General features: G+C 47.6%; 13 protein-coding genes. 5 read left to right on the forward strand and 8 right to left on the reverse strand.

Translation table 11 applies throughout. The annotated features are described in order from the left end of the window. Positions 1 to 82: 82 nt before the first annotated feature. The 4 genes from F8R13_RS08745 to F8R13_RS08760 all read left to right on the forward strand — a co-directional run bounded on the left by F8R13_RS08745 (position 83) and on the right by F8R13_RS08760 (position 5806). Positions 83 to 1426, forward strand: a complete 1344-nt coding sequence (locus F8R13_RS08745; RefSeq protein WP_152833682.1) for a cytochrome ubiquinol oxidase subunit I — start codon at positions 83 to 85, stop codon at positions 1424 to 1426. Further along, positions 1413 to 2411: a cytochrome d ubiquinol oxidase subunit II gene (gene cydB, locus F8R13_RS08750; RefSeq protein ID WP_152833684.1), complete on the forward strand. Its 999-nt coding sequence runs from the start codon at positions 1413 to 1415 to the stop codon at positions 2409 to 2411. Before F8R13_RS08745 ends, cydB begins: the two co-directional genes overlap by 14 nt. Before the next feature lie 106 nt (positions 2412 to 2517). After that, positions 2518 to 4662, forward strand: coding sequence for a phosphate acetyltransferase (pta, locus tag F8R13_RS08755; RefSeq protein ID WP_152833686.1), 2145 nt, complete (start codon positions 2518 to 2520; stop codon positions 4660 to 4662). Next, positions 4643 to 5806, forward strand: a complete 1164-nt coding sequence (locus F8R13_RS08760; RefSeq protein ID WP_152833688.1) for an acetate/propionate family kinase — start codon at positions 4643 to 4645, stop codon at positions 5804 to 5806. Before pta ends, F8R13_RS08760 begins: the two co-directional genes overlap by 20 nt. Positions 5807 to 5819: 13 nt before the next feature. Here F8R13_RS08760 and F8R13_RS08765 read toward each other — a convergent pair whose 3' ends face one another. From F8R13_RS08765 to amrB, 3 genes are read right to left on the reverse strand one after another with little or no spacing between them, the layout of a single operon-like run. Beyond that, positions 5820 to 6236, reverse strand: a complete 417-nt coding sequence (locus tag F8R13_RS08765) for a hypothetical protein (RefSeq protein ID WP_152833690.1) — start codon at positions 6234 to 6236, stop codon at positions 5820 to 5822. A gap of 15 nt (positions 6237 to 6251) precedes the next feature. After that, entirely contained in the window at positions 6252 to 6821 is a 570-nt protein-coding gene (gene amrA, locus F8R13_RS08770; RefSeq protein WP_152833692.1) for an AmmeMemoRadiSam system protein A, read from the reverse strand. A gap of 30 nt (positions 6822 to 6851) precedes the next feature. Beyond that, positions 6852 to 7664, reverse strand: coding sequence for an AmmeMemoRadiSam system protein B (gene amrB, locus F8R13_RS08775; RefSeq protein WP_152833694.1), 813 nt, complete (start codon positions 7662 to 7664; stop codon positions 6852 to 6854). Positions 7665 to 7779: 115 nt separating this feature from the next. Here amrB and amrS point away from each other — a divergent pair, with 115 nt between their 5' ends. After that, positions 7780 to 8877 carry an AmmeMemoRadiSam system radical SAM enzyme gene (gene amrS / locus F8R13_RS08780; protein WP_152833696.1) on the forward strand — a complete coding sequence of 366 codons (1098 nt, stop codon included), beginning with the start codon at positions 7780 to 7782 and terminating at the stop codon, positions 8875 to 8877. A 20-nt stretch (positions 8878 to 8897) separates the two neighbouring features. Here amrS and F8R13_RS08785 read toward each other — a convergent pair whose 3' ends face one another. The 5 genes from F8R13_RS08785 to dnaJ all read right to left on the reverse strand — a co-directional run bounded on the left by F8R13_RS08785 (position 8898) and on the right by dnaJ (position 12784). Further along, positions 8898 to 9416 (reverse strand): DUF6790 family protein, encoded by a 519-nt coding sequence (locus F8R13_RS08785; protein WP_152833698.1) that lies wholly within the window; start codon positions 9414 to 9416, stop codon positions 8898 to 8900. Positions 9417 to 9437: 21 nt separating this feature from the next. Then, positions 9438 to 10013 carry a hypothetical protein gene (locus F8R13_RS08790; protein ID WP_152833701.1) on the reverse strand — a complete coding sequence of 192 codons (576 nt, stop codon included), beginning with the start codon at positions 10011 to 10013 and terminating at the stop codon, positions 9438 to 9440. Positions 10014 to 10107: 94 nt separating this feature from the next. Next, the gene (locus F8R13_RS08795; RefSeq protein ID WP_152833703.1) at positions 10108 to 10620 is read right to left on the reverse strand and encodes a DsrE family protein; all 513 of its coding nucleotides are present in this window, start codon (positions 10618 to 10620) and stop codon (positions 10108 to 10110) included. A gap of 167 nt (positions 10621 to 10787) precedes the next feature. After that, complete coding sequence (gene dapB, locus F8R13_RS08800) at positions 10788 to 11600, reverse strand: 4-hydroxy-tetrahydrodipicolinate reductase (RefSeq protein WP_172967745.1); 813 nt, start codon at positions 11598 to 11600, stop codon at positions 10788 to 10790. Between the two features lie 23 nt (positions 11601 to 11623). Beyond that, positions 11624 to 12784 carry a molecular chaperone DnaJ gene (dnaJ, locus tag F8R13_RS08805; RefSeq protein WP_152833706.1) on the reverse strand — a complete coding sequence of 387 codons (1161 nt, stop codon included), beginning with the start codon at positions 12782 to 12784 and terminating at the stop codon, positions 11624 to 11626. Positions 12785 to 13134: the final 350 nt, after the last annotated feature.

The following is a 13134-nucleotide window of genomic DNA, read 5'->3' on the forward strand; positions in this document are numbered from 1 at the left end:
CCGATGCCATTTGCCCCCACTATGTCATAGTAGGGGCAAGACTGGAAGGCTTCGTAAAACAAGAGGAGAGCCATAAGTGACGATGGAAAGTTTACTTGATCCTACTCTGTTGGCTCGTGCTCAATTCGCTTTTACGATTGCCTTCCATATCATTTTTCCTGCCCTTTCCATCGGCCTAGGAAGCTATCTGCTCGTCCTAGAAGGACTGGCATTATGGAAAAAGAATCCCGTTTATTTCGCCCTTTTCGACTATTGGAAACGCATTTTTGCGGTGACCTTCGTACTCGGCACCGTCACAGGACTCACCATGTCGTTTCAGTTCGGTACCAATTGGAGCGTGTTTGCCGAAAAGACAGGCCCTATCCTTGGCCCGCTAATCGCCTACGAAACCCAAACTGCATTTTTTCTGGAAGCGATTTTTCTTAGCGTTTTATTGTTTGGGCGAAAACGCGTCAGTCCAAAAATTCATTTATTCGCAACCGCTATGGTTGCGTTGGGTTCGCTGATTTCCGCCTTTTGGATACTCACCACCAACTCTTGGATGCAAACCCCCGCAGGATTTAGCATCAATGCCGCAGGGCAATTTGTTCCGGCCGATTGGTGGCAAATCATTTTCAACCCTTCCATGCCTTACCGTTTCGTACACATGGTTTTGGCAGCTTTCCTATCCACCGCTTTCTTTGTTGGCGGTGTGGGTGCCTGGCAATTATTGAAAGATGCCAATCACCCCGTAGCACGAAAAATGTTTTCCATGTCAATGTGGATGATTCTGTTCACTGCTCCACTGCAAATCATTGCCGGCGACCAGCAAGGGCTTAATACTGAGCAATATCAACCTGCTAAAATCGCTGCCATAGAAGGTCATTACCAAGCGCAAAAAGGCGCACCTTTAATTCTCTTCGGTCTGCCTGACGACAAAGATCAGACCGTCAAATATGCCGTTGAAATCCCCAAACTTGGTTCATTAATCCTGACTCATTCTTTAAACGGAAAGGTTGACGGGCTAGATGAATTTCCCGCTGACAAACGACCACCGACTCCTATTGTATTCTGGTCATTCAGAATCATGGTCGGGCTAGGATTTTTGATGCTGGGATTGGCACTCTGGGGACTTTGGGCACGCAAAAAACATCATTTCTACGACAACAAAAGATTGTTAAAACTCAGTGTTCTGATGGCTCCAACGGGCTTAATGGCGATTTTGGCTGGCTGGGTAACCACTGAAGTCGGCCGCCAACCTTACTTGGTGTACGGCCATCTGCTGACCTCAGAATCCGTTTCTAAAACACCTGTGGCTTTTCTCACAACCTCCTTTACTGCCTATGTCATCAGTTACATTGCAATCCTACTTTTTGCGGTTTACTTCATGTTCAAACTACTGAAAAAACTTCCTGATACGCAAGAGGTATCTCATGACTATTATTGATATCTGGATCGGTATACTGGCGTTCTCCATTTTCCTCTATGTCGTACTGGATGGATTTGATTTAGGCGTCGGAATTTTATTTCCAATGACTAAAAATGCCGCCCAACGTGATGAGATGATTGCCAGCATCGCCCCTGTTTGGGACGGTAACGAGACCTGGCTAATTTTTACCGGTGTCTGCCTATTTGGGGTGTTTCCGAAAGCCTACGCGATTTTATTATCCGCATTATATTTACCCGTTATTGCCATGCTCATCGGACTGGTTTTTCGAGGCGTTGCTTTTGAGTTTCGCCAAGCAGACGGACACTGGAAAACCTTTTGGGATGCAGGTTTTCATATCGGTTCGGTGGTGGTTGGTTTTATGCAGGGGGTCATCCTGGGTAGCTTGATTCAAGGGTTACCAATAGCTGACGGACACTATGCCGGAACTGCTTTTGGCTGGATAACGCCTTTTTCGCTCATGACGGGGTTAGGTGTTGTCACCGGCTATGCCTTGATGGGAGCCGCTTGGCTATGGATTAAAACGCATAATGAGATTCACGACATGGCCGAAACCGCAGTCAAAGTCTCTTTGACCTTGACCTTCTTTTCGCTTGGAATCATTAGCCTATGGACACCTTTTCTCAACCCCGATTATCTCCACAAATGGTTTGACTCATCGACCATCAGCAACCATTTGATGCTGGGAATTCCTGTGCTGTCGGTTTTATCGGCATTGCTAATTCTCTATGGTCTGAATAAGTCGCGTACCGCTTTGCCGTTTTTCGGTTCAATCCTATTGTTTGCCTCCGGATATATTGGGGTTCTTTACAATCTCTACCCGCATATCATTCCACCCAATTTAACTTTTGCCGATGCCGCGTCACCTGAAAGCAGTTTAACGTTTCTGCTACCGGGAACGCTGGTATTACTACCCCTAGTCTTGGGCTACTTTATTTACAGCCACTGGGTGTTCAGAGGTAAAGTCACTACCCTGCATGACTAACCCAACCTGGTAGATTTTCCCTTTCATTTCCGCAAATCGCTTCACAAGATATATTTCGTTCCCATTCTTTGCTATGCTAATGGCACGATTCTTTGAAGGGATGGTTATGAAGTCGAAAAGTCTATACATTGCTTCCCGCGAGCGTCATGCCGGGAGTTTAGCGATTTCTTTCGGATTGATGACCTTGCTCCACCAAAAATTCGAAAAAGTGGCTTTTTTCCGCCCGGTGGTGGAAGAGACACAAGACGCCGACTGCCTCTTTATGCAATCCGTCTTTGACCTCCCGCAATCAATGGATGAAATGGTCGGTTTCACGCTTGATAAAGTGATTCGGCTATTGAGCGAAGGTCATAAACACGAACTGTACGAAAAGCTCATCGCTCAGTACCAAAAACTGTTGCAACAATACGACTTTGTTTTGGTACAAGGCATGGAATTGAGCCGAATGGCTTCAACGATCGACTTCGACCTGAACCTGAACCTTTCCAAACACTTCAACGCGCCTTTTGTGCCGGTGCTCAACGGCAAAGACAAAACCCTGCAAGAGGTCGAAAGCGACATAGAGATGGAAATCCATGCAGCCCATGATGAAGGCATCACGCCATTTGCCGTCTTTGCCAACCAAGTGAAACACTCTGAAGATGCTGAGGCGAAAAAGATATTTAGTTGCGACAGCCCGCAACGCCTCACCAGAAACGGTGAGGACTCACTCATCTTCTATTTACCTTACCTTCCGGACTTGGACACCCCCACCGTCAAGGAGACTTACGAGGCGTTGAACGGTCGCTTATTGCTCAACGACAAAGTGCCATTGACCCGTCTTGTGAAACGCCCGGTGGTGGCCGCGATGACGGCAGAAAATTATCTAAGCCGTGTTCAAGAAGGCGATTTGATTATCGTTCCCGGTGACCGGACAGATATTTTAACGGTGTCGGTCATGAGTCTGTACTCAAGAAGCTTGCCGAATATCTCCGGTATTATGTTGACTGGTGGGTTAATCCCATCGCCGATCATCATGGCGCTGCTATCCGGTTATCGCGGGTTGGAAATCCCGTTGATTTCGGTAGCCACCGACACTTACCCAACGGCGATGAAAGCCCATGAGGTACGCGCACGACTTTATGCGGATAACGAACAAAAGAACCATTTGGTGCTGAGTCTATTCGACCAATACGTTCACAAGGATTGTCTGTTGGAGAAGTTTGTACAACCGACTGCAGATGTCACCACGCCGATGATGTTTGAGTACCGTTTGTTTGAAAAGGCGAAGCAATCTTTACAAACCATCGTACTCCCCGAAGCGAATGATGAACGCATACTCAAAGCTTGCGAGATTTTGCTTCAACGTAAGGTGGTACGCCCGGTGTTACTCGGTAAACCTGAAGAAATCCATTACCACTGCAATCTGCTCGGTATCAATCTGGACGGCGTGGAAATCATCGACCACGAAGAAAGCGAATGGAAATCCGAGTTCATCCAAACCCTTTATGAGCTGCGTAAACACAAGGGCATGACCCTTGATTTAGCAAGAGACTCCATCAGTCACGTCAGCTACTTTGCGACCATGATGGTACATCTCGGCTATGCCGATGGCATGGTTTCCGGTGCGACCCATACCACCGCCGATACGGTACGCCCGGCGCTACAGATTATCAAAACCAAACCCGGAACCGCTTTGGTTTCGAGTGTGTTTTTTATGTGCTTTGATACACGTGTATTGGTGTATGGTGATTGCGCCGTTAACCAACACCCGGATGCCGACCAACTGGCGGAAATCGCCATCAGTTCGGCAGACACAGCCGCTCGCTTCGACATTCAACCCAAAGTCGCTCTCCTGTCATATTCTACTGGCGACTCAGGACAAGGTGACGAGGTGGACAAAGTTCGCCAAGCCGCCAAAATGGCAAAGCAGAGACGACCAGACCTGACGCTTGAAGGCCCACTACAGTATGATGCCGCCATCGACCCAGAGGTCGCCCGTCAAAAAATGCCTGACAGCGATGTGGCCGGGCAAGCAACAGTATTTATCTTTCCAGACTTGAACACTGGAAACAACACCTACAAAGCGGTGCAAAGAGCATCAGGTGCGATTGCTATCGGTCCGGTATTACAAGGACTGAACAAACCCGTTAATGATTTAAGTCGTGGTTGCACGGTGGATGACGTGGTCAACACCGTCGCTATCACGGCCATTCAAGCCCAACAAATGCATGCACAACAGGAGATGCCTCATGAAGATACTGGTGCTTAACGCGGGGAGTTCCTCTCTCAAATACAGCCTGTATATCGGCGCAGACACCCATCTGGCATTGCACGGCAATATCGATAATCTGACTGAAGACCCAGAACAAGAGCTGGGCAAGAAAACCCACGAAGAAGCGCTACTGGAAGTCGAGGCGAAGCTTAAATCCGCCGGCTACTGTGAGCATTTGGGAGACTGTGATGTCATCGGGCATCGAGTGGTACAAGGAGGCGAAGCCTTCCATGAAGCGACCATTATTGATAAAGAAGTGATAGAAACGCTGGAGGAGTTGTGTCAATTGGCGCCTTTACACAACCCCATCAACCTGATTCCGATTTACCATATTACCGAACGTTTCCCGAACCTGACGCAGGTAGCGGTTTTTGATACATCCTTTCACCTGACAATGCCGGATTACGCCTACCGCTATGCCATTCCGAATGAGTTGTATCACGAACATCACATCCGCCGTTACGGTTTTCACGGCACCTCTCATTTACATATCGCCAAGCAGCTTGCCGAAACACTGGAAATGGATTTGGAGAGCGTCAGCTTAATCTCCATGCACCTTGGCAATGGCGCCAGCGCTTGTGCGATTGAGTACGGCGAAAGTATCGACACCAGTATGGGCTTCACGCCACTGGAAGGACTGATTATGGGTACTCGATCCGGTAACTGTGATCCGGCGATTCCCTTGTACTTGATTCGGGAATTAGGTTACACCGCCGATGAAGCTGATTATCTGCTCAATCATGAAAGCGGCTTGAAAGGACTTTGCGGCATCGGTGATATGCGCAGCTTGGTGGAAGCTGCCGCATCCGGTCACCATGAAGCCGAGGTCGCTTTGGATATGTTTACCTACCGCCTGAACAAGGTGGTGGGCAGTTATCTTGCGGTGATGGATGAAGTCGATGCCTTGGTCTTCACCGGCGGCATTGGGGAAAACTCAGCGTTGGTTCGCGAACGTGTTTTAGATGGTTTCTCTACCCGTTTCGGCATTGAAATCGACTATGCCGCCAATGAGGAAGTGGATGGCATTTCTTTGATTACGACCGAAAACAGTGAGATCGCTGTTTGGGTGATTCCGACAGATGAAGAGTTGGAAATCGCTCAACAGGTCATCGAGACTTTAATCCCGGATATTGTTGACTGATGACAGGCGTGCTTTAGGTATTGTTGTAGCCTAGCACTTTGACAAACTCATCGATATGGAACTCATATCGATCTTTTAGCCCTTTGCGATCATCGAAAATCTCGTGATTGTTGTCTACCAACAAGAAAAAAGACAAATCCAAATGCCCCGCGCTCAAGCTTGGCAATAGCTGCATCAGATTTTGCACATCCGCTTGGGTTAGGAAAACCTCTGCCTTCAAGAGTTTGCTCGCGGCATCCAACTCACCACGCCCTAAAATATCTGAACGGCTGTTCTTTACCTGAATCACCAAATGAAAATTCTGTATTTCATCAAAGCGCTCTTGCGGTGACACCACGCGCCCTGAAAACTCTAGAATACGTTCTACGCCAAGTGTATCGAAAGTTTCAAAAAACTCTCCCGCACCCACAACCAATTCAAATCTAAGCATCCTTACCTCCCTAAATCAGTCTATATCGCCCCAAAAAGCTTCATACGCCTGTACATGATAACGCTCACAGCGCATATTTTCGCTCCATTGAGTCATCCCCGCCTTGAGCATGAGATTATCGACAAATGCATTCTTGTCAGGCAACTGTTTCCAAACCGAGGGCAAATAGGTCGCACGATGGCGTTCATCTGAAATCACCAATCCATCCTCAAAAGGTGTCAGTTGTGCCAGTAGTGCTTCTTTGCTACTACAGCCCGCGATGATTTCCGGCGCCGTCAAAATCGAAACTTCTATATCAATCTCTTCCACTTCACTTTCCGTCAATGGCGGAAACCTTGGGTCTTGAAAAGCCGCTTTATAAGCATTGTTGGCAATATCCTGCATCAGAGGCAAATGCGCTTGCAAGCTCCCTATACAGCCGCGAAGCTGCTTATTGATCGTCAAGGTAACAAAGCAGGCACCTAATTGATTCAGAGCCTCGTCGTCGCTCATCACTTCTGGTGGCGTTACCCCTTTGAGTCCATCCAAAATCGTCTGTTTAACAAGAGAAAACACTTCACTTTTCTGGTCGGTATTCAATTTCATAGCACACCTTTGCTCGTCGCTAAAATTCGATTATTGCAATTCATACATCGCCCAAGTGCCATAGCCGACAACCCGGTCTTTGGTTCCGGCAGTATCCCCGGAATTGATTAACGCGATTTGCTCAATCATCATCGGGTGATCTCGCATCACGCCGAGAACCCCTTGGATTCCCTTATAACCACAAGCCATTTCACCGTTCAAGGCTTGCCAATTTCCCTGACGAATTGCCTTGGCGGTTTCTCCATCCAGTTTTTGCGCTTCTTCATATGGACGAAAATGGCTCAAGTCACTACTAATAACGAAATACACGCCCTCTTCATTCCATAAATGCTGAATAACATCCAGCACCTCGGAAGCAGTGACTTGGCCGTTCAACAAAGGCAAAACCTTAACACCCGGCAACAGGTTTTTGATAAACGGGAAATGCACTTCAAGACTATGCTCCGGCGCATTCGCCATATCGGAAACCCCCACCTGCGAACAAGCTTCAATCAACTTGTCTCGTAACTGAACATCAACTTGCAAATTCCCCAAAGGCGTGGCGACCTCATCCGCACTGATGGTGGCAACCCCAACAAAAGACACTCGATGAGCAGGCCCCATAACAACAACGGTTTTGATTTGAGAAGAACTGTCTTGCCATAGCCGATAGCCTTTGGCAGCCGCTTCGCCAGAATAGACATAGCCGGCATGCGGCACAATCAAGACTCTAGGAACCGGCTTGATGGAAGGTTTGGCGAGTTTCTCATTTCGAGGCATCCACTGAGAAAACACAGCCTTGATCGTTTGAGGATCATCTGGATAAAACGCGCCTGCTACCGCCGTTGGTCTAACATGACTCATATCACAACTCTCTTGTCGGCTTTGCCGATGTCATGACTCATTGAACCCAACACCTTGAATTCGTCGTTTTCATTAATATATATACGAATAAGTCATCAAGATTCAAGACAAAACAATGAAAAACGTCAATTTAAGCGATGCCTCAGTTATCCCGGTCGATTTCTGGCATCGCCTCGACAATGGTTTAATTCAGTGTGATTTATGTCCGCGTGAATGTCAACTCCACGAAGGTCAGCGAGGCTTTTGTTTCGTGCAAGGCCGCATGAATGACAAAATGTGGCTCACCTCCTATGGGCGTTCCAGCGGATTCTGCATTGATCCTATTGAGAAAAAACCATTGAATCACTTTCTGCCGGGTTCTGCTGTGCTGTCCTTTGGAACGGCAGGGTGTAACCTTGCCTGTAAGTTTTGTCAAAACTGGGATATGTCTAAAGCCCGCGACATGGACAGACTGCTCGATCAAGCCGCACCAGAAGCTTTGGCACAAGCTGCCAAACAAAATGGCTGTGCATCGGTTGCCTATACCTACAACGACCCGGTGATTTTTTATGAATATGCCATCGACACGGCACAGGCTTGTCATGAACAAGGTATCAAAAACGTCGCCGTGACCGCGGGTTACATCAGCCCTGAACCACGCGAGACATTTTTCAAACACATGGATGCCGCCAATATCGACTTAAAGGCGTTCAACGAACACTTCTATAAGAAATTGACTGGCTCATCTCTTGCGCCAGTGTTGGAGACTATCGATTATGCGGTGAATGAAGCGGACACCTGGGTTGAGTTGACCACCTTGTTGATTCCCGGTGAAAACGACTCGGAAAAAGAAATCGCCGAGATGGCGGAATGGATATTGGAACACTGCGGGCCGGATGTCCCTCTGCATTTCACCAAATATCACCCTGACTACCGCATGATGAACAACCCGGCGACACCACAACAAACGTTGGAAACGGCAAGAGATATTGCGATGAAAACGGGGTTGAATTACGTCTATACCGGCAATGTCATCCACCCGGAAGGTCAGGCGACCTATTGCCCGCATTGCGGTAAAAAAGTGATTGGGCGTGCTTACTACGAAATTACCGACTGGCATTTGCATAATGGCAGTTGTGAGCACTGTGGCACGCCGATTGCCGGTGTGTTTGACAGTCACCCCGGAACTTGGGGTAATAAGCGCCAACCCGTCCATTTGAATGGACAGATCTGACACCCCCAACCTGGCAGATTTTAGCTAGTCGTTTTTGTTGAGCGGTGTTGCAAATAAAGCAGCACCAAACCAAAAGTAGGCATAAGAATGTCTGTCCAAAATACGGTGCCGGCATTGCCCGGTGCAAAGTTATGATTGGTCAGCATTTGATAAACATGCCCGCCTGCCGCGCCCCAGCTAAAAAAAGCAGGGGCGATAACGGCAGCCGCTCTAAACCCCCAACTTGATCTGAAAGCCAACACACCAACAACCCCAAAGCCAAGGCTGGCAAAGCCAACTTCGTATTGGAATGGACTGTTGGCCCAACCGATAAAATGTGCCGCCATCTCAGCAAAAAAGACATGGATGATGAAGTTATAGAGATAACCGATACCGATGCTGAACAGCAAAAAATAAGCAAAGAGCTTTTCTACCACCAACGCCTGCGTCAAAGGCTCGACGCGCGAATGCTTCATCAATGAAATTGCCGTCGCAACGAAGCCAAAAATCAGCATTGTGACGGTAAAGTTTTTCAACGCCAAACCAATTAGCTCATCCATGACCGCCTTCCTGATTATATTTTATAAATATTTGCCTTTAGTACTTGGCGCGTTTGGCACCAGCGGGCGATTGCTTGGCTTGTCGTCCGGCTCGATACTGGGAGGTTTGGCATTCTGCTTGGCATAGCTGCGCATCATCTTGATGGCCTCTTTCGAACCGAGCAAACTGAAGTGCACCACCTTAAACTTACCATTGCGCAATGCGACGGCAAATCCGATATGCTTGTTGTGAGTAACTAGACTGTCTATCGAACGGAAAGGTTTGATAATCAAGGCATTGGAATCATGCAAACGTCGCCCGCAAATCAAATCGAATTTACGCGCACCGGCGTCGGTATTCACCAGACTGGGAAAAACATCCGACTTCTTGCAAGTGATACCCAAATCGACAATATAGGCGCACAGTCCTGTCTTGTAATAACAAAACTGCCCGAAAATACGTTTCTGTTCATTATTGGTGGCGGCAAATGCATAGTCCTGCTCCACCGACCATACCCAGTTTTGCGAAATCTGTTCTGCGCTTGCCATCCTTGGCAATAGCAGTAACCAAAACACAGCAAACAGTGTTAAAAGTGAGTAGCCAAATGTTCTTTCCATAAACTTGTCTCTTATATTATGGAAACTATGATATGCGAAAAAACGACCTCCGTCATCCCGACATTATCATCCTCAAACCTTTTCAAAAATCACACTACTCGGAAAATTTCACGTAAGCATAGCCTTGCATCTGCAAATCGATGATACGGGTATAGGCATCATAAACAATCTTCACGCCTGGCAAGATGTCTTCCGGTTTCCAACGATGCGCCTTCATGGTGACATGGCAGATTTCAACGCTCACACCATGAGCAATCAACTCCTTCACCACTTTCTCATTCGGGTTCACATCAAACGGATTTCCGACAAAATCCTGATACTTTGGATCTTTCAGCAACCAATAGCCTGCCGCGCCATGCACCACCACGCTGATATGTAGTTGCTCCATCGGGATGCCTTGCCCTTTGTAAGCCTCAAGCAACCCACGTACGTAATACAATGCTTGGCCAATGCCCGCTTCTATATTGTTTTGGTTCACATCGTAAACCACTTTGATATCGTGCTTGTGTTGAACCTTGAGGATTGTCGAATCAGCGGCCGAAGCGCTGGTGATAAAAGCGAATGTAAACAGACAAGCAACGAACCATTGATAGAATATTCTAAACATGACGGCCTCCTGAATAGGAATCATGGAATCTCACCTTAGAGATTTCATCATACGCTCATTTTGGATAAATCACATTCCTGGCAGATGGTTTGGAAAATCTTGCAGACATAAAAAAAGCGCCTAACCATCTGCAAGATAGCGGCGCTTCTTTTTAAGAAAAGAAAGTTTTAACGCAGGTTCAACACATCCTGCATGTCATACAAGCCAGTGTCTTTCTGGGCAACCCACAAGCACGAACGCGCAGCCCCTTTGGCAAAGGTCATACGGCTTGATGCCTTATGGGTGATTTCAACACGCTCGCCTTCAGTTGCGAACAAAACAGTGTGGTCGCCCACGATGTCGCCGGCACGCACCGTTGCGAAACCGATGGTATTCGGATCACGCGCACCAGTAATACCTTCACGACCATAAACTGCGCAGGCTTTCAAGTCACGCCCTAGTGTATCGGCAACCACTTCACCCATACGCAATGCTGTTCCTGAAGGGGCATCGACCTTATGGCGATGATGTCCTTCGATAATCTCGATGTCATAGCCTTCATTCAAGACTTCTGCCGCTTGTTTCAACAGCTTCAAACAAAGGTTCACACCAACACTGAAGTTTGCCGCGAAGATGATCGCCATGCGTTCAGACGCTTCACGCAAAACCGCCAAGCCAGCCTCATCAAAACCGGTAGTACCGATGACCATTTTCTTGTTTTGAGCCAAGCAGACCTTGATGTTATGCAAAGTGGCTTCCGGCGTGGTGAAATCGATAATCACATCGAAATCGTCAACCACCTGTTCGATTTGGTCGACGACCTTCACACCCAACGTACCGACACCCGCTAACTCACCGGCATCCGCCCCCACCAAAGAAGAGCCAGGACGCGCAATCGCCGCCGATACCATCAACCCTTCGGTTTGATGCACCGCATCGATTAAGTTTTTACCCATTCGACCTGCTGCGCCGGTAATCGCTACTCTCAATTGCTTGTCCATTCTGCTATCCCTTTATCTTGTTCCTAGTTCCACGGGCCGTCTTTATCTTTTTTTTCGGCATCGTCATCGCCCGTAAAGAAAGATTTTACCGTATCGAAAAATCCATGCTCTTTCGGACTATGCTGTTTGTGGTGTTTGCCCTTCAAACTCGCATCGAACTGCGCCAACAAATCTTTTTGTTCTTGCGTCAACTTCACTGGTGTCTCGATATGGATTTGTACAATCATATCACCGACATGTGACGAACGAACCGACTTGACCCCTTTTCCGCCCAACTTAAATCTTTGGCCGGACTGCGTACCCGCAGGGATTTTCAAACTGGCTTTACCGTTCAAGGTCGGCACATCGATTGAACCACCTAATGCTGCCGTCGCGAACGACAAAGGCAAATCACAGAACAACGTATTGCCGTCACGTTGGAAAATCGCATGATCTCTCACGCGAATACGCACGTACAAATCGCCGTGTGGTGCGCCGCGATCACCCGCTTCACCTTCACCTTGCAAGCGGATACGATCACCGTTATCAACACCGGCAGGAATCTTAACATTAAGGGTTTTATGGCTGTGTTTGTAACCTTCACCACGACAAGACTTACAAGGAGACTTGATGATTTTCCCTGTGCCGTGGCAGGTCGGGCAAGAGCGAGATACCGCAAAGAAACCTTGTTGTACGCGTACTTGACCACTACCGTGGCAGGTCGGACAGGTTTCCACCTCAGAGCCAGGTTCTGCACCTGTGCCATCACAAGCCTCGCAGAACTCTTTGGTTGGGATACGGATATCAACCGTTGTGCCTGCCACCGCTTCCTCAAGGGAAATCTCTAACTCATACTGTAGGTCATTACCCGGTTGAGGGCCTGCTTGACGGAAACCGCCCCCGAAAATATCACCAAAGATATCGCCAAAGTCAGCAAATCCGCCGCCACCGAAGCCGCCAAATCCACCGCCTGCACTGCCATCAACACCCGCATGACCAAACTGGTCATAGGCTTGACGTTTTTGAGGGTCGGAAAGGATTTCATAAGCTTCAGAAGCTTCTTTGAACTTATCTTCCGCGTCTTTGTTATCCGGGTTACGGTCTGGGTGATAACGCATCGCCAGTTTGCGATACGCTTTTTTGATTTCGCCATCGGAAGCGGTTTTCACAACTTCCAGAATTTCGTAGTAATCTCTTTTGCTCATAATGTCAGTGATTAGATTCAATTTAAGTTTTTATTCAAAAACTGCCAGGTTGGGGATGCCTGCGTTGGCATTTTTCAAATAAAAACTGGGGTTAAAATAATAAAACGGGCAATCTAAGAGAGTTTCACACGAACCAGAAACAAATAAAAACGGCTATAACCATCCATCTTATAACCAAAAAACTTACCCAATAGCTAAGGCTATTAGGTGCATCTTTTGGTCACAACCTGAAAAATTCTATCTCGTTTTTCTTTGCTCCTGATTCGTGAGAACCTCTCAAAATCGCCCGAATTATACAGAAGTTTGAAGCGCTAAATTTGAATTCTCAGTTTAGCCAAACTCCTTTACAT

Origin of the sequence: Hydrogenovibrio sp. JE_KL2, from assembly GCF_009296185.1 — a bacterium.
Classification (GTDB): domain Bacteria; phylum Pseudomonadota; class Gammaproteobacteria; order Thiomicrospirales; family Thiomicrospiraceae; genus Hydrogenovibrio.

Bases quoted from the DNA above. Each gene is read 5' to 3' on its own strand.
- F8R13_RS08745 (WP_152833682.1), top strand. From the start codon at position 83: ATGGAAAGTTTACTTGATCCTACTCTGTTGGCTCGTGCTCAATTCGCT.
- cydB (WP_152833684.1), top strand. From the start codon at position 1,413: ATGACTATTATTGATATCTGGATCGGTATACTGGCGTTCTCCATTTTC.
- pta (WP_152833686.1), top strand. From the start codon at position 2,518: ATGAAGTCGAAAAGTCTATACATTGCTTCCCGCGAGCGTCATGCCGGG.
- F8R13_RS08760 (WP_152833688.1), top strand. From the start codon at position 4,643: ATGAAGATACTGGTGCTTAACGCGGGGAGTTCCTCTCTCAAATACAGC.
- F8R13_RS08765 (WP_152833690.1), bottom strand. From the start codon at position 6,236: ATGCTTAGATTTGAATTGGTTGTGGGTGCGGGAGAGTTTTTTGAAACT.
- amrA (WP_152833692.1), bottom strand. From the start codon at position 6,821: ATGAAATTGAATACCGACCAGAAAAGTGAAGTGTTTTCTCTTGTTAAA.
- amrB (WP_152833694.1), bottom strand. From the start codon at position 7,664: ATGAGTCATGTTAGACCAACGGCGGTAGCAGGCGCGTTTTATCCAGAT.
- amrS (WP_152833696.1), top strand. From the start codon at position 7,780: ATGAAAAACGTCAATTTAAGCGATGCCTCAGTTATCCCGGTCGATTTC.
- F8R13_RS08785 (WP_152833698.1), bottom strand. From the start codon at position 9,416: ATGGATGAGCTAATTGGTTTGGCGTTGAAAAACTTTACCGTCACAATG.
- F8R13_RS08790 (WP_152833701.1), bottom strand. From the start codon at position 10,013: ATGGAAAGAACATTTGGCTACTCACTTTTAACACTGTTTGCTGTGTTT.
- F8R13_RS08795 (WP_152833703.1), bottom strand. From the start codon at position 10,620: ATGTTTAGAATATTCTATCAATGGTTCGTTGCTTGTCTGTTTACATTC.
- dapB (WP_172967745.1), bottom strand. From the start codon at position 11,600: ATGGACAAGCAATTGAGAGTAGCGATTACCGGCGCAGCAGGTCGAATG.
- dnaJ (WP_152833706.1), bottom strand. From the start codon at position 12,784: ATGAGCAAAAGAGATTACTACGAAATTCTGGAAGTTGTGAAAACCGCT.